Here is a 14,972-nt window from a genome sequence, read left to right as displayed (position 1 = left end):
GATGCAATACGTGCAACTTGGCCGCTCCGGCCTTAAGGTGTCGCGCCTGTGTCTCGGCACGATGAACATGGGCACGCCCGAGTGGAAGCCCTGGATTTACAACGAAGAGCAGAGCGAACCGATCGTGCGCCGCGCGCTCGAAGCGGGCGTGAACTTCATCGACCTCGCGGACTTCTATTCGACGGGTGTCGGTGAGGAAGTCGTGGGGCGCATCGTGCGGCGTCTCGCGAAGCGCGACGAACTCGTGCTCACGACCAAGGTCGGTTATCCGATCGGCAATGGCGCGAATAACCAGGGACACTCGCGCAAGCACATCATGGAAGGTATCGACGGTTCGCTGCGCCGGCTGCAAACCGACTACGTCGACATCTACATGCTGCATTACTTCGACGTGAACACGCCAGTCGAAGAAACCATGGATGCGCTCAACGACATCGTGCGCGCGGGCAAGGCGCGCTATATCGGCGTTTCGACGATGTTCACGTGGCAGTTCGCCAAGATTCTGCAGGCGTGCGAGCGCTATAACTTCGCACGCCCAATCAATATGCAGCTGCAGCTCAACTGTGCGTATCGCGAGGAAGAGCGCGAGATGATTCCGTTCTGCCAGGACCAGGGCGTGGGCGTTTCGGTGTTCAGCCCGCTTGCGCGCGGCCTGCTTTCGGGCGACGCGAAATCGGTGCGCAACCAGACCGACTTCTTCACCGTGCAGATGTACGACGACGAAGCCTCGCGCGATATCGCGCGTTCGGTCGCGGAGGTTGCCTCGGCACGCAGCGTGTCGAGCGCGCAGATCGCGCAGGCGTGGGTGCTGGGGCACGCGGGCATCTCGTCGATGCTCGTGGGCGCGGACACCGTCGCGCAGTTCGAAAGCGCGCTCGCCGCGCTCGACACGCAACTGAGCGCCGACGAGCTTTACGAACTCGAGCGCAACTACACGCCGTGCGACGTGATCAACGATTACGTGAGCGCACGCATTCCGCGCGTGCCGCGCGCGGCACGACGCCTGGAGATCGCAGCATGATCGAAGGACTCAAGCAAACGCGCCTGTGGCGCACGTCGAGCTTCATCGACGGCGAGTGGGTCGCCAGCGATGCCGCCTATCCGGTCATCGACCCGGCCACCGGCAAGCCGCTCGCGCAAGTCGCCCGCGCCGGCGCGCGCGAAGCGCTGCAGGCCGTGGCGGCGGCCTCGCACGCGTTCCCCGCATGGCGCGATGCCACGGCGGCGGAGCGCAGCGCGAAGGTGCGCCGCTGGGGCGAGTTGATGCAGGCACATCGCGAAGACCTCGCGCGCATCATGACGGCCGAACAGGGCAAGCCCTATGCGGAAGCGCTGGGTGAAGTGGCGTACGCGGCGAGCTTTCTCACGTGGTTCGCGGAGGAAGCGCGGCGCGCCTACGGCGATGTGATTCCCGCGCCGAAGAAGGGCGCGCGTATCGTCGTGACGAAGGAGGCCGTGGGTGTGGTCGGTGCGATCACGCCGTGGAATTTCCCGCTCGCGATGGTCACCCGCAAGGCCGGCCCCGCGCTCGCCGCGGGTTGCACGATGGTGCTCAAGCCTTCAGAAGAGACGCCGCTTTCGGCATTCGCGCTCGCCGAACTGGCGGTCGAGGCGGGCATACCGCGCGGCGTGTTCAACGTCGTTTCAGGCGATGCGCCTGCCATCGGCGACACGCTCATGGCCTCGAAGGCCGTGCGCAAGATCTCGTTCACGGGGTCGACGCGCGTGGGCAAACTGCTCATGCGCGCCGCCGCCGATACGGTGAAGAAGGTCTCGCTCGAACTGGGCGGCAACGCGCCCTTCATCGTGTTCGACGACGCCGATCTCGATGCCGCAGTGGAAGGCGCGATGGCCTCGAAGTTCCGCAACACGGGGCAGACCTGCGTGTGCGTCAACCGCTTCTACGTGCAGGCCGGTGTACACGACGCATTCGTCGAGAAACTGGTTGCGGCCGTGCGTGCGTTGCGCGTGGCGGGCGGCATGGAGGCGGGCGCCACGCAAGGGCCGCTCATCAACGGCGCGGCCTTGCGCAAGGTAGAGGCGCATGTGAGCGACGCGATCGAGAAGGGCGGCGCCGTTGTGTGTGGCGGCCACGCGCATGCGCTGGGCGGCACGTTTTACGAGCCCACGGTCATCACAGGCGCGCACGGCGGCATGATGCTCGCGCATGAGGAGACGTTCGGGCCCGTGGCCGCGGTGTTCCGCTTCGAGACCGAGGAGGAAGCGATCCAGGCAGCGAACGATACCGAGTTCGGCCTTTCCGCATACTTCTACGCGCGCGACATTGGCCGCGTGTGGCGTGTGGCGGGTGCTCTGGAGAGCGGCATGGTGGGCATCAACGAAGGCATTCTGTCGACGGAGGTCGCGCCCTTTGGCGGTGTGAAGGAGTCGGGGCTCGGGCGCGAAGGCTCGAAGTACGGGCTTGATGAGTACCTCGAAACGAAGTACTTGATGATGGGCGGGCTCGGCTGATTTTTGCGCTGTTACCACGCGTGCCAGGTTTTGGCGAAGGCCGCCGCGCGAGAGCGCGGCGGCTTTTTCTTCGGCTTCGCGGATTTGCGGGGAAGGACCCAACTTTGGAAACACCGACCGAATGTCGGCCGAGGTTTTAAAAGGCGCTCTTTATAACGCCCCCATCGGCTCGCAACGCGGCTCCCGTTGTGGCCGAAGAAAGCGGACTGGCGATATAGGCCACGAGCGACGCGACCTCCTGCGGCGAACCGAATCGCTTGATGAGCGATGTGGGGCGGACCTTCTCGAAGAACTCCTGTTCGAACGCTTCAAACGATTTGCCGTCGGCGCTTGCAAGCGCCTCCACGAACTCGCCCACGCCACGCGATTTCGTCGGCCCCGGCAGCACGCTATTGACTGTTATGCCAGTGCCGGCAACGGCTTCGGCGAGCCCGCGCGACACGGCAATCTGCGCGGCTTTCGTCATCCCGTAGTGGATCATTTCGGCTGGAATCTGCACGCCGCTTTCGCTTGAAATAAAAATGATGCGCCCCCAGTTGGCACGCTTCATCGCGGGCAGAAACAGGCGGGCGAGGCGTACACCGCTCAACACGTTGACGTCGAAGAAACGCGACCAGTCGGCATCGGGGATCTCCTCGAACGGTTTGGGCTCGAAGATACCCAGGTTGTTGACGAGGATTTCGACGTCCGGGTAGCGCGCTGCGAGTTCATCGGCCGCCGCGGCTGTCCCGAGATCGCCCGCAAAACCCAATACATCGCTGCCCGTCTCGGCTTTCAGTTGCGCGACCACGTCATCCACCGATGACTGGGCGCGGCCATTCACGATCACGCGCGCGCCCTCCTGCGCCAAAGTACGGGCGATAGCGAAGCCAATGCCGGCGGTGCTGCCGCTTACCAATGCGATTTTGCCTTGCAGATTCAGGTCCACGAGTCATTTCCTTTGCATGAGTGAGGTAAAACTGGCGGCATCGGCACGTGTACGCCGGATGCCGCCGGGGAGAGATCACGTCCGGGTAATGGACGCGCCGCCGTCAACCAGTGATGCCGTACCGGTCACGAATGACGAATCGTCCGACGCGAGATACAGCACCGACCGGGCAAGTTCTTCCGGCTTTGCAACGCGCTTGAGCGCATGCAGGCCCGTGACGAACGCCTGCGATTCGTGGGTGTCGTTCATGCCGCGATACATGTCAGTGTCGACGGCCCCCGGCAACACCGCGTTCACGCGCACGCCTTGCGCGCCATACTCGGCAGCAAGTGCCTGCGTCAAGCCGATCAGGCCCGCCTTGCTCGCGGCGTAGGCCGCAGTGCCGGGAAACGCGAACGAGTAACCGACGAACGTCGACGTGAAGATGATCGATCCACCGCCTTGCTTCACCATTTCCGGAATCTGGTGTTTCGCGCCAAGAAAGGCGCTCGTCAGATTGGTCGACAGCGCGGCATTCCAGCCTGCTTCGGAAATGCCGGTGCTCGGACCCATCTCGCCGAGCGTACCAGCGTTGTTGTAGGCAATGTCCAGGCGGCCGAAGCGGCTCACCGCGAGCGCGACCAGCGCCTTCGCGAAGTCTTCCGATTGCACGTCACCCGCCAGATATGCGGCTTCGCCGCCTTCGCTGACGATCTCCGCAGCGAGCGCTTCAAGTTCGACCGCGCGGCGCGCCGCGATGACCACCTTGGCGCCTTCCTTCGCGAACAGCTTTGCAGTGGCACGGCCAATTCCCGCGCTGGCACCCGTGACGATGGCGACTTTTCCTGTCAAGCGTTGCATGTTCAATCTCCTGATGGACTGCTTCTGCCAGCGCCCTGTGCGTTGGCCCGTTGAAAGCAATATAGGCTTCAGTTCTTCATGTAGAAAGGTCTAAAATGTGGTTCTGTCATTCAGCTTTTATGAATGATTCGAGGTATGGATGGATCGCCTGCGCGCCTTCGAGGTTTTTGTGATGGTGGTGAGCCGGGGTGGCTTCGCGCGCGCCGCGGACGCGCTCGGCACGTCGCCCGCGAATGTCACCCGCTATGTGAATGAGCTGGAGGCGCATCTGGGCACGCGCTTGCTGAATCGCTCGTCGCGCACGCTGTCTCTTACCGAGGGCGGCGAGACGCTTTACGCCCGCTGCAAGTCGATCCTCGACGACGTCGCCGAGACCGAGGGCCTGGTGTCATCGGCGTCGGTCGAACCGCGCGGACGGCTGCGCATCAATGCCCCCGTGAGCTTCGGCATTTTGTATCTGGCGCCGTTGTGGCCCGGGTTCATGCGGAAATACCCGGGAATCGAGCTCGATGTTGGACTGATCGACCGCGTCGTCGATATCGTGGATGAAGGCTACGATCTCGCCATTCGCATCTCACGCGCTGGTTCAACCAGTCATGCGGCCCGCAAGCTGGCGACATCGCAAAACATCCTGTGTGCGTCGCCGGCCTATCTGGCTCGTTTCGGCGTTCCGGCAGCTCCAGCGGAGCTGGCCGGGCACCGCTGTATCGGCTACACGTACGCGGCCACCGGCGACGACTGGCAATTGATCGACGCGCGCGGCAAGCTTCACTCGGTGAAGGTCGACTGTCACATGCATACCAACAACGGCGATACGGCGCGCATAGCCGCCCTCGCCGGACACGGCGTGATCTGGCAGCCCACTTTCCTGATCGGCAACGATCTCCGCGAGGGCCGGCTCGTTCACGTGTTGCCCGAGTACCGCTTGCCGGATATCGACATACTCGCGCTGTATCCGAGCCGTCGGCACCTGAGCGCCAGAGTGCGCGTGATGATCGATTACCTGGTCGATGCGTTCGGTGGCGTGCCGCCTTGGGACCGGAATGACGGCAATTGAGCAGATGCCACGCCGGTGACGAATCGACAGCTCATCCAGAAGGTTCAGGGAGTGCGCGATCGTTCTGCACCATGGTTCGTCAGTGAACGCGTTGCATCCACGCTCTATCCCTTGTTGAACGTACTTAAAACACGTGAGGTCGTTTTCGCGGCCAGAACCAGCAGCGCGCCAAAGACGCTGTAGTCGACGTGATGCATCACTTCGGCCAGATAGAAAACGGATAACGCGACGATCGGGTGGTACATCGCACGGCTTATCAGGCGTTTCATCGGTATCTCACGCTATCGTATTGCCCGAAGCGGTAGGTCACTGTGTGTGAACCGATTCGCGCAAATTGGGTGACGCGACAAATTTCCAGGGTCCGAGGAAGGCTTGATTGCGAAGTACGGGTCAGGCTGATCAAGCTATTCCTTCCTGCGATGAACTCTGCCTGCGGCAAGTCATTGCCGTCCTGCCCGTACGTCGATCTTTCTTGACCGATCGTCCACTTCTCGCCGATGCATCGCGTACTGCGAGCGTCTCCAACGGACACGCGAAGTGCTTCATTAAGCATGACGAAATCATTAGTAAGGAGACTGTCATCAAATGAAGTCGCGGGTATAAGATGTAGCGCTTGGCCATGGTGACGAACGACCAGCGGCCAGATTTCTCCCCCGGGAAATCGCATTTCACGCGAGCTATTCATGGATGCTGTCTCTGATGTTCTGCGCGCTGTTCGACTGAGCGGCGCCGTGTTTCTGAACGGGACATTCACCGCACCGTGGTGTTTGATCGGCCGCACTGATGCATCGCTCTGCGGCGCTTATTTGCCGGCTTCCGAGCGCGTCGTTTCCTATCATCTGGTCGTCGAGGGGAATTGCTGGGTGAAGCTGTCCGACGATCCTGGTTCGGCTATTCACGTCCATGCTGGAGAACTGATCGTCGTGCCTCAGGGTGAAACGCACATCATCGGCAGTGCGATTGATCTTGTGCCCGTACCGTCGGACTCGCTGCTGGCCGGGCAAATGGCGGCAGCGCCTGGTGAAGTGATGACGCTGTCCCATGGCGGCGGTGGCGCGGCGACGCGCATCGTGTGCGGCTTTCTGGCTTGCGACGACACCTTGAACAATCCACTGCTCTCATCGCTGCCGCGACTCTTCAAGATTGACATGCGCCAGGATCCGCGTGCGGCGTGGCTCGAGTCATCTCTCAAACTTGCGGCCGCTGAGGCAGCGGAGACACGCGCTGGTGGCACGATTGTGCTTGCCAGGCTATCGGAACTGTTATTTGTCGAAGCAATCCGTAGCTGTATTGAAGCGCTACCTGAGGATCAGACCGGGTGGCTTGCCGGCGTGCGTGACCGCTACGTTGGACGCGCACTCTCGTTGCTTCATGGCCAGGCGGCCCATCCGTGGACCGTCGATGCGCTTGCACGCAAAGTGGGCTTGTCGCGGTCCGCGTTGGCGCAACGCTTTACCGATTTTCTGGGACAGCCGCCCATGCAATACCTCGCGAGATGGCGCATGCAGATTGCGGCGCACGAACTTCTGACCGGTAGCAAGCCGCTCACCGCTGTTGCGGAACAGATTGGCTATGAGTCGGAAGCCGCGTTCAGTCGTGCATTCAGACGCGAATTTGGCATGCCGCCTGCAGGCTGGCGCAAGAGCAAGGAAAGGACGAGCGGCGTGGCCGCATCAGCGCAGCATCTGGAACAGACGAGTGGCGTTTCGGCACTGCCGGACCGGTGACGCGTCCTTTGAAACGCAGTGCGGTCTCGATAACATCATCTGGCTCGAAGTGTGGATCAATGAGCCAAAATGGCGTTTCAGTCATATCGTTCGGTGACTCGATCATAGAACTTCAAGATCCCTAATCGTAAATTGAGCGTGCCCGAAAGCCAGATCATTCGACTGGCTCTTGCCGGGTGAATCGACACTCAACGCGGGACCGCATCACGGTCCATATTGGGAGAACTTCTATGAACGCAGTACTGCGCCCGTCCGACCGCGATCGCTACGCCCGATGCATTCGGGCCTCGAAAATGGTCAACTGGGACATCGACCGTGACGTGATTGGCGGCCGAAGCTTCGACATGTCGCAGAAGTATTTGCCAGACGGACTCTCGCTGGTGCCGGATTTCACCATGCTCTCGGAGCGTGAGAAGCGGTTCGTGAGCCAGATTCAGGGGCGCACCTACGCGAACGTGTTCGGTCTGGTCGAGCGTTTCATCAACGCCAAGGTGCTGGAAGTGAGCCGGGACTACTGGCTCGGTGATCAAGTGGCGCTCGAAGCGCTCGTGCGCTTCAGCGACGAAGAGCTTAAACACCAGGCACTGTTTCGACGCATCGAGAAAATGATCGGCGAAACGCTGCCCGCCGGTTATCGCTTTGACGTCGATCCCGATGCGCTCGCCTCCGTGGTACTCGGCAAGAGCACGTGGGCGGTGCAGGCCATGACGCTGTATATCGAACTTTTCACGCAGATTCACTATCGTCAGAGTATTCAGCAGGACGATCAGCTATCCGAATTGTTCAAGAATGTATTTCTTTACCATTGGAAGGAAGAAAGTCAACACGCCATTCTCGACGAACTTGAATGGAAACGGCACGACGCCACGCTGACGGATGCGGCCCGCGATGATGCGATCAATGAATTCATCGAACTGGTGGTTGCGATCGACGGCATTTTGCGCGTGCAGGCGGCAGCGGACTCGCGGTATTTCATTGCGAACTGCGGGCGTAACGTCGACGCGGCCGAAATCAGCTCGATCGAAGCAAATTTCCATCATGCATACCGGTGGCAGTACATCCACTCCGGCATGCATCATCCCCATTTCGCGGAAGTGCTGGATCGGCTCGTCTCCGAAGAGCAGGGGATGCGTATCCGGGCTGCGCTCGCCACGTTGCATTGAGCGAGGCCGGACATGAACGCAGCACTCAACTCAAGGAGAGAGCACTATGAATGCCAATGCACAGTCGATTGACGCGCAGATCGTCAATGGGCTCAACGTCGACAATCTGGTTGCGCTGATCGAAGACGTCAGGGGCGATGCGTCGAAAGGCACGACCAGCTGGCGGGTTGCGACTGCCTGGCTGGGCCAGACCCGCAGTCGCGCGACGGTCGAAGCGTTTTCAATGGGTGGCCAGCGGGTGCCGCGCAACTTCACGATCGATATCGACGAGCCTTGCGAACTCGGCGGTTCGAATCGGTTTGCAAATCCTCAGGAGCATCTGATTGCGGCGTTGAACGCATGCATGACGGTGGGCTACGTCGCGCAATGCGCCCTGCGCGGGATCACACTGCAAGCGCTTGAGATTGAAACCGAGGGCGACATCGATCTGAGGGGATTTCTCGGACTCGATCCGCAGATCGCGAACGGCTACGAGTGTTTGCGGTACACCGTTCGTATCAGTGGCAACGGCACCAGGGAGCAATTCGAGCAAGTGCATGACGCGGTGATGGCGACGTCTCCGAACGTCTACAACCTCGCGAATGCGGTTGGTTTGAAATCGACGCTCGTGATCGAGTGAATGGCAACATGCGGCGCGCGCGGCGATGACTGAAATCGTTGTCATCGCGCCGCTTTTTTAAAGGAAAGAGATGTCTTGCCAAAAACCGGGGCTTGAATTCGGGGCGCTGCCGGGTACGGGAGATTCGAAGTGGAAAACCTGTTGACGATAGGTTCAGTTCTTTTGCTTCTGCTATGGGACAAGGCAGTCGCTCAGGAAGCACATATGCTGGCTAAAGACGTCGCTACAAAACGCGCCGTGCCGCAATGACACTGGCCATCGCATTTATTCGCATCACTAACCATGCGGTTTCTTCTCCGAATAAAAGGCGTCGCGCAAAATCGCGGGGATCAACCGGCCCACGCGTTGATGTCGAGAATCGCCTCGGCGAACGCTGCTGGCGCCTCCTGCGGAAGGTTATGGCCTGCATCCGGCACGATGCGGTTCTCGTGGCGTCCCGTGAAACGCTTTGAACTGGCCTCCCTTCCCGAGGGTGGGTGGACGCCGTCGGCATCTCCTTCGAGCGAGATCGTTGGCACGGTGATCGGCGGCATGGCGGCCAGGCGCCGTTCGATCTCGTCGAACCGAGGGTCGCCTGCAACCAGGCCGAAACGATGGCGGTAAGAATGAACGACCACATCGACGAAATCGGGATTGTCTAACGACACTGCCGAGCGGGCGTAAGTGTCGTCGTCGAAGCGCCAGGTCGGCGACCAGAGTGACCACAAGAGCCGGCAGAACGCGCGCCGGTTTTCAGTCAATCCAGCCCGGCCGCGCTCGCCGTGCAGGTAGTACTGGTACCACAGCCGGTGTTCCTGTTCGGGGTCGGCTGGCTGCAACGCAGCGGCGATATTCTGGATGTTGTAGCCGTTGACCGAAACCAGCCCCCGCGCTCTCGACGGGTAGAGCGCCGCCACGATGCATGCCGCCCGGCCGCCCCAGTCGTACCCGCCGAGGATGGCCTGGTCGATCTGAAGGGCATCGAGCAGCGCTAGCAGGTCCGCGCCGAGCGCTGCCTGCTGGCCCGAGCGAAGCGTCTTGGACGAAAGAAAGCGCGTTGGCCCGTATCCTCGCAGGTAGGGCGTGATGACGCGGGCGCCCTCGGATATCAGGCGCGGCGTCACTTTGTCGTACGCGTGGATGTCATAGGGGAAGCCGTGTAGCAGGACGACCGGCCATCCATTTGCATCGCCGTGTTCGTGCCAGGCGATGTCGAGTAGTTCGGTTTCGACATGTTTAAGCATGAGGGGCTCCTTCGCACTCAGTTCAATGATGACGCACGCGGAGCAAATGACGTGCTCGCGGGTATGTCAAAGCCCGAGACAAACCGCGCCGGCCGTGACGACCAGGCAGGCGAGCCAGCGCGTTCGATTAACCACCTCCCGCAAAAACAGCCGCCCGATCAGCACCGCGAACACCACGCTGGTCTCGCGCAATGCAGACACCGCGCCCATCGCACCTGACTGCAGTGCCCAGATCACGATGCCATACGCCGCGATGGACACGAGGCCTGCGGCCAGCGACGAGGCGATCGACAGCGGCTCGGCATGCACCGGCGTCCATAACGGCGCGAACCCGCGCGCCGCGACGAACAGCACCGGCATCGCCCAGTAGAACAGGAACATCCATGCGGTGTAACCGAGCGGCTGGCCGTCGGACAAGCGCACGCCTATGCCGTCGATCACGGTATAGAGCGCGATCGTTGCGCCGGTCGTCAGCGCGGCCAGCGCACCCGCGCGCGACACGCGACGCCCTTGCAGCGCGATCGCGATGATGCCGCCCGAAATCATCACGATGCCGAGCACGTGCAAGGGGCTGATCGCCTCGTGTGCAAAAAGCGCCGCGCCGAGCGTGACGAGCAGCGGCGACGAGCCGCGCGCAATCGGATACGCCAACGCCAGATCGCTGCGTCGATACGACCGCACGAGGCTCACGTTATAGAAGATATGCACGAGCCCCGACGCGACGATGTATGGCCAGGAGGCGCTCGCCGGCCAGGGCGTGGACAGAACGGCGAGCGTGGCAACCACTCCGATGGCGATGCTCATCCACGTCATGGATAAAAACCGGTCGCGGTTGCCGTGAAGCATCGCGTTCCAGCTTGCGTGGAGCAGCGCGGCAAAGAGCACGATACCGCCGGTATAACTGAGCATGAGGTCGTGGGCCGGGTTTCATGAGTGGTCTATTCAGGAGGATATCTATCTTGTGATGCGCCGACAAACCAGATAAATTGACCAGTCGCGTTAGATAAACTATTCCGAATGAAACCGATGTTGCCCCCGCTCAATGCCCTGCGGGCCTTCGAAGCCGCAGGCCGGCTCGCCAGCTTCAAGGAAGCTGCCGCAGAACTGCACGTAACGCCAGGGGCGGTGAGCCAGCATGTGCGCCTGCTGGAGGAGTGGCTTGGCGCGTCTCTGTTTGAAAGGCACAACCGGCGTGTGCAGCTCACTCCGGCGGCAAAGGCCTATCTGGACGAAATCGGCCCCTTGTTCGAACAGCTCTCGCAGGCAACCGCGCGATACGGCATCCTTCGAACGGTCTCGCAGACGCTATCCGTAAACGCGCCCGCGACATTCACATTGCGCTGGCTGGTGCCGAGACTGGCGAAATTCCGCGCCGAGCATCCCGACGTGGACGTCAACGTGGAAACGTCGAACGAGCCGCTGGAGAGTCTGAAAGACGACTACGACGCCATCATCCGGGGTGGCCCGGACACGTTCTACGGCTATTCGATGCGGCCTTTCTTGTCCGAGGAGCGGCTGCCGGTGTGTAGTCCTACGCTTTTGCAGCGCGTGCCGCTCCGCTCGCCAGGCGATTTGCGAGAGCACACGTTGCTGCATACTTCGAGTCTTCCGCGGCTTTGGCCTGACTGGCTGGCGAGCGCGCAGATTCCTGAACTGAGGCCGGCGGCCGCTTTGACGTTCGACCACTTCTATCTGACCTTGCAGGCCGCGATCGACGGAATCGGCATTGCGATGGGGCCAACCGCGCTGGTAGCCGACGATCTCGCAGCTGGACGGCTCGTCGCGCCGTTCGCGGGGCCGCGCCTGCCGTCGCGCAGCTATTGCACTTATGTTGCCGATGAGAAGTCTGGCGATGACCGGGTCGGGCTGTTCCGTTCGTGGCTGGAGCGGGAGGGGATGGGTTCGTGAACGCTGCGGGGTGCCGCGCGATGCAAGAAAAAGTCGGTTATCGCGCCGATCCGCCGCCAGAACTGGCGTCGCAAATTTGCGACGCCAGGCAGACTTTTTCCGCGCACGCGCGACCGGATATGCGCCCGATTTCTCTCCCAACAGGGAAAAAGCGTGTCGAAGCCGTTCGATAGTTGACGGACCCAATTGGGGTTGGGGGCGATGTGACCATAAGCTCATGGCTACAAACGGTGCCCCTACTCCATGATGGGATCGATATCAAGCTAATGATTCGGCCGCATTTTCCCCGCCCTGCGCCGCACATTACATTCATATAATCTGGCGCGCGCCCGCGTTTGGCGTGCGAATGCGTAGTAGCGGATGGTGTAGTGCACCGGCTCGTTCGTGGGCCCACAACAAGACTGTGACAACAGGAGAAACTGCATGAAGGCTCTTCAAGTATTCAAGCTGGCCGCAGCGACGGCTCTCGTGGCTGCATCGCTGCACGCCTATGCGCAGGACGACGCGGCGAGCGGTGCGACTGCCGCTGCCGAGCAGCAGGCCAGCCCGTCGCACGCACTATCGAAGCAGGAGAAGGCTGCTAACCGCGCGCTCAGCAAGAAGGTCCGCTCCGCGCTCGCCAAGGACAAGAAGGTCGACGTTGCCAGGATCACCGTGCGTGTGCGTGACGGCGCCGTGACTCTGCAGGGTTCGGTGCCTGAGTCGTCGCAGCTCGAACACGCCACCGAAGTCGCCAAGGGCGTGCAGGGCGTAACGTCGGTCAAGAACGCGCTGACGATCCGTCCGAACGAGTCCTGATCCTCCCCCGCGATCGCTTTGCGCCCGGCCGGGCGCATGCGCTGACACCCGGAGACGGGTCTCCGGGTTCTTCCTGAAGGTTTCATATCGCGAAGCCCAAGCAGTCAGAATGCTCACGCGTTGACTGTATTTTGCCGGCACGTTGCGGCCACATGCCGATGGGGAGATGAAACATCACCTCGATGCGCATGCAACGAAAGCGTCGCACGGCCATGACCCGTGCGGCGTGGATGCGAAGACAGCGGCGCGCAAAGTGCGGTGCATATCGTTGAGCTGGATTTCAATCAGAGTGCCCAAAGGCATTCTCGTAACTGCCTGGCCATCCATCCGAATGCGTGAATCACGCAGCCCTCGGATTCGCGATCCGAATCCATTACGGTAATGCCAAAAAGCGAAATAAATCGTTGCGCACAATGCGCTTAATTATCTGCGCTCGCTTTCCTAAACTTGTTATCAACTGGTAGTGGTTTGTTTTACGCATACCGCTGCGAACAGTTACGCGATTTTGATCGCCGCGAGCCGCGCATGTAACGACCGCCAAGGAGAAACACGGGTGGATCGTTTGTGCCGGAATTCCAGTCCAATCATAGGAGGAGCGAGTCATGAAGAAGGCAACCTGCACGTTAATTGCGGCGGCCGCACTCACGCTGTCGGCCGGTGCGTATGCACAGGCCAACAATACGCTGGCAACCCCGAGCGTTGTATCGCCCGCCGCTGCCAATAACAATGCAACGAGCGGTTACGGGACGCCGGGCGCCGCCAACTCGGACAGCGGTATGAGCGCCGCGTCGCCGAATAGCGCGAACAATAACGCGGCGCCGGTCCCCGGCGGCCCTAACAACAACACGTTGGCGACCCCGAGCACAGCATCTCCGGCCAAATAACAGTAGCCTCTCGCCGTAAGAAAGGCCGCTGCCCATGAGGGCAGCGGCCTTTTGTTTTCCCGCGGTCCTGCGGGCGGAGCGCAGCCACGCCCCGCGCCGCTGGAAAAGGCGCTCGGGCTGCAAATCTTCGTCGTCCAGCGCTCAAGTCTGTCCCCAAGCTGCCGTAATAGCAGGCTTCGGAATATTCTCGATGCATCGTGACACATCCCGGGACTCAGCCTTCACTGGATCTTGCTGCGCTTATTGAAACCGTTCAGCGGAACGAGCGCGCCTCGAAGTCTTTCCAGGACGTGGAACTGCGCCTGATCGGCGCGCACGACTGGTGCGCCTTTCTCGAAGGGATATTCGTCTATCTGCCCGAGGTGTTCCGGCTCGCTTCTTCGTGCATCTGGCTTGACGCCCGCACGCCGCTCCTGCGCGACCTGCTCGAAGCCGACTACGGGCGCGCCGACCTCGAAGCGAACCTGAGATCCGGGCTCCAGGGCGGCCTCGCGCTGGCGCGCCTGTGCGCGGGCAACCAGCCGTGGCTTGGCCGCGTGAGCGAAATGAGTGATCTCGAGCCCGCGGTGAGCGAGACCTTCTTCGGCGCGCGAGCGGCGCAGACGTTGGCTGGCAGCGCGATCGTGTTGCCGCTCCTGAACCGCACCCACGTGCTCGGCTACTTGTGCCTCGCAAGCGATGACCCCACGCGCTTCGACGCCAGCATGGGCACCGACCTGCTCATGCGCTTCAGCAGTGTGGCAGCGGCGAGTCTCGACAACGTCGCCCACCGCGAGCATCTACGCAAGACCGGCGTGACCGATCCGCTCACGGGCCTGTCGAACCGCCGCTATTTCGACGAGCGCCTGCACCAGGAGATTCGACGCGCGAATTCGCATGCGGCGCCGATGTCGTGCCTCTTCATCGACATCGATCATTTCAAGCAGATCAACGACACGCACGGCCACGCAACCGGCGATCTCGCGCTGGGCGCAATTGGCACCTGCCTGAAGCAGCAGGTTCGCGTGGGCGATACGGTATCGCGTTACGGCGGCGAAGAGTTCGTCGCGCTGCTGATGTGCGAGCTGCCCGACGCACTGGTTGTCGCGGAGCGGATCCGGCTTGCGGTCGAGGCGCTCGAAGTGCTCGACGACGAAGGCGAGCGCATTACGCTCAGCGTGTCGATCGGCGTGGCGGCGTATCGATTGAGCGCGCTCGCCGCGAGCCCCGAGGTGCTGGCGCGCTCGCTGCTCGACCAGGCCGATCAGGCCATGTACCGGGCCAAGCACCAGGGGCGCAACCGCGTTTCCCTGCTGGAGGCGTGAAGGCATCGATGTTCACAAACGTGACATCAATCCCGCGCTGAAACGTAAG

At 61.6% G+C, this 14,972-nt stretch carries 15 protein-coding genes; 10 read left to right on the top strand and 5 right to left on the bottom strand.

Features of this window, described 5'->3' with window-relative positions; genetic code table 11:
- The first annotated feature begins 1 nt into the window (after position 1).
- Together L0U83_RS28195 and L0U83_RS28190 are read left to right on the top strand one after the other, a co-directional pair.
- A complete protein-coding gene (locus L0U83_RS28195; RefSeq protein ID WP_233887432.1) occupies positions 2–1,021 on the top strand; it encodes an aldo/keto reductase in 1,020 nt (339 codons plus the stop codon).
- On the top strand, positions 1,018–2,472 hold the full coding sequence (locus tag L0U83_RS28190; protein WP_233887431.1) for an NAD-dependent succinate-semialdehyde dehydrogenase: 1,455 nt from the start codon (positions 1,018–1,020) through the stop codon (positions 2,470–2,472). Before L0U83_RS28195 ends, L0U83_RS28190 begins: the two co-directional genes overlap by 4 nt.
- 136 nt (positions 2,473–2,608) lie before the next feature.
- Here the strand turns inward: L0U83_RS28190 and L0U83_RS28185 are convergent, their stop codons facing one another.
- On the bottom strand, positions 2,609–3,400 hold the full coding sequence (locus L0U83_RS28185) for an SDR family NAD(P)-dependent oxidoreductase (RefSeq protein ID WP_233887430.1): 792 nt from the start codon (positions 3,398–3,400) through the stop codon (positions 2,609–2,611).
- 75 nt (positions 3,401–3,475) lie between these two features.
- Positions 3,476–4,240 (bottom strand): SDR family oxidoreductase, encoded by a 765-nt coding sequence (locus L0U83_RS28180; protein WP_233887429.1) that lies wholly within the window; start codon positions 4,238–4,240, stop codon positions 3,476–3,478.
- Positions 4,241–4,379: 139 nt separating this feature from the next.
- On the opposite strand from L0U83_RS28180, the gene L0U83_RS28175 reads away from it, so the two are divergent.
- The gene (locus L0U83_RS28175; RefSeq protein WP_233887428.1) at positions 4,380–5,297 is read left to right on the top strand and encodes a LysR family transcriptional regulator; all 918 of its coding nucleotides are present in this window, start codon (positions 4,380–4,382) and stop codon (positions 5,295–5,297) included.
- 104 nt (positions 5,298–5,401) lie between these two features.
- Here L0U83_RS28175 and L0U83_RS28170 read toward each other — a convergent pair whose 3' ends face one another.
- Entirely contained in the window at positions 5,402–5,566 is a 165-nt protein-coding gene (locus L0U83_RS28170; protein ID WP_233887427.1) for a hypothetical protein, read from the bottom strand.
- Positions 5,567–5,980: 414 nt separating this feature from the next.
- Here L0U83_RS28170 and L0U83_RS28165 point away from each other — a divergent pair, with 414 nt between their 5' ends.
- The 3 genes from L0U83_RS28165 (at position 5,981) to L0U83_RS28155 (ending at position 8,806) form a co-directional block, all read left to right on the top strand.
- On the top strand, positions 5,981–7,024 hold the full coding sequence (locus L0U83_RS28165) for an AraC family transcriptional regulator (RefSeq protein WP_233887426.1): 1,044 nt from the start codon (positions 5,981–5,983) through the stop codon (positions 7,022–7,024).
- 230 nt (positions 7,025–7,254) lie between these two features.
- Positions 7,255–8,187: a hypothetical protein gene (locus L0U83_RS28160; protein WP_233887425.1), complete on the top strand. Its 933-nt coding sequence runs from the start codon at positions 7,255–7,257 to the stop codon at positions 8,185–8,187.
- Between the two features lie 46 nt (positions 8,188–8,233).
- Entirely contained in the window at positions 8,234–8,806 is a 573-nt protein-coding gene (locus L0U83_RS28155) for an OsmC family protein (protein WP_233887424.1), read from the top strand.
- A gap of 329 nt (positions 8,807–9,135) precedes the next feature.
- On the opposite strand, the gene L0U83_RS28150 is transcribed toward L0U83_RS28155, so the two are convergent.
- Together L0U83_RS28150 and L0U83_RS28145 are read right to left on the bottom strand one after the other, a co-directional pair.
- Positions 9,136–10,029, bottom strand: a complete 894-nt coding sequence (locus L0U83_RS28150; protein ID WP_233887423.1) for an alpha/beta fold hydrolase — start codon at positions 10,027–10,029, stop codon at positions 9,136–9,138.
- Between the two features lie 66 nt (positions 10,030–10,095).
- Positions 10,096–10,938: an EamA family transporter gene (locus L0U83_RS28145; protein WP_233887422.1), complete on the bottom strand. Its 843-nt coding sequence runs from the start codon at positions 10,936–10,938 to the stop codon at positions 10,096–10,098.
- A gap of 108 nt (positions 10,939–11,046) precedes the next feature.
- On the opposite strand from L0U83_RS28145, the gene gcvA reads away from it, so the two are divergent.
- The 4 genes from gcvA to L0U83_RS28125 all read left to right on the top strand — a co-directional run bounded on the left by gcvA (position 11,047) and on the right by L0U83_RS28125 (position 14,923).
- Positions 11,047–11,937: a transcriptional regulator GcvA gene (gene gcvA, locus L0U83_RS28140; protein ID WP_233887421.1), complete on the top strand. Its 891-nt coding sequence runs from the start codon at positions 11,047–11,049 to the stop codon at positions 11,935–11,937.
- A gap of 423 nt (positions 11,938–12,360) precedes the next feature.
- Entirely contained in the window at positions 12,361–12,735 is a 375-nt protein-coding gene (locus L0U83_RS28135) for a BON domain-containing protein (RefSeq protein WP_233887420.1), read from the top strand.
- A gap of 602 nt (positions 12,736–13,337) precedes the next feature.
- A complete protein-coding gene (locus tag L0U83_RS28130; protein ID WP_233887419.1) occupies positions 13,338–13,619 on the top strand; it encodes a hypothetical protein in 282 nt (93 codons plus the stop codon).
- A 197-nt stretch (positions 13,620–13,816) separates the two neighbouring features.
- Entirely contained in the window at positions 13,817–14,923 is a 1,107-nt protein-coding gene (locus L0U83_RS28125) for a GGDEF domain-containing protein (RefSeq protein ID WP_233887418.1), read from the top strand.
- Positions 14,924–14,972: the final 49 nt, after the last annotated feature.

Source organism: Paraburkholderia flagellata (assembly GCF_021390645.1).
GTDB lineage: Bacteria > Pseudomonadota > Gammaproteobacteria > Burkholderiales > Burkholderiaceae > Paraburkholderia > Paraburkholderia flagellata.
This window is presented reverse-complemented; position numbering and strand designations above follow the sequence as displayed.

Excerpts from the sequence above, each read along its gene's own strand:
- L0U83_RS28195 (WP_233887432.1), top strand. The coding sequence starts at position 2 with ATGCAATACGTGCAACTTGGCCGCTCCGGCCTTAAGGTGTCGCGCCTG.
- L0U83_RS28190 (WP_233887431.1), top strand. The coding sequence starts at position 1,018 with ATGATCGAAGGACTCAAGCAAACGCGCCTGTGGCGCACGTCGAGCTTC.
- L0U83_RS28180 (WP_233887429.1), bottom strand. The coding sequence starts at position 4,240 with ATGCAACGCTTGACAGGAAAAGTCGCCATCGTCACGGGTGCCAGCGCG.
- L0U83_RS28175 (WP_233887428.1), top strand. The coding sequence starts at position 4,380 with ATGGATCGCCTGCGCGCCTTCGAGGTTTTTGTGATGGTGGTGAGCCGG.
- L0U83_RS28170 (WP_233887427.1), bottom strand. The coding sequence starts at position 5,566 with ATGAAACGCCTGATAAGCCGTGCGATGTACCACCCGATCGTCGCGTTA.
- L0U83_RS28165 (WP_233887426.1), top strand. The coding sequence starts at position 5,981 with ATGGATGCTGTCTCTGATGTTCTGCGCGCTGTTCGACTGAGCGGCGCC.
- L0U83_RS28160 (WP_233887425.1), top strand. The coding sequence starts at position 7,255 with ATGAACGCAGTACTGCGCCCGTCCGACCGCGATCGCTACGCCCGATGC.
- L0U83_RS28155 (WP_233887424.1), top strand. The coding sequence starts at position 8,234 with ATGAATGCCAATGCACAGTCGATTGACGCGCAGATCGTCAATGGGCTC.
- L0U83_RS28150 (WP_233887423.1), bottom strand. The coding sequence starts at position 10,029 with ATGCTTAAACATGTCGAAACCGAACTACTCGACATCGCCTGGCACGAA.
- L0U83_RS28145 (WP_233887422.1), bottom strand. The coding sequence starts at position 10,938 with ATGCTCAGTTATACCGGCGGTATCGTGCTCTTTGCCGCGCTGCTCCAC.
- gcvA (WP_233887421.1), top strand. The coding sequence starts at position 11,047 with ATGAAACCGATGTTGCCCCCGCTCAATGCCCTGCGGGCCTTCGAAGCC.
- L0U83_RS28135 (WP_233887420.1), top strand. The coding sequence starts at position 12,361 with ATGAAGGCTCTTCAAGTATTCAAGCTGGCCGCAGCGACGGCTCTCGTG.
- L0U83_RS28130 (WP_233887419.1), top strand. The coding sequence starts at position 13,338 with ATGAAGAAGGCAACCTGCACGTTAATTGCGGCGGCCGCACTCACGCTG.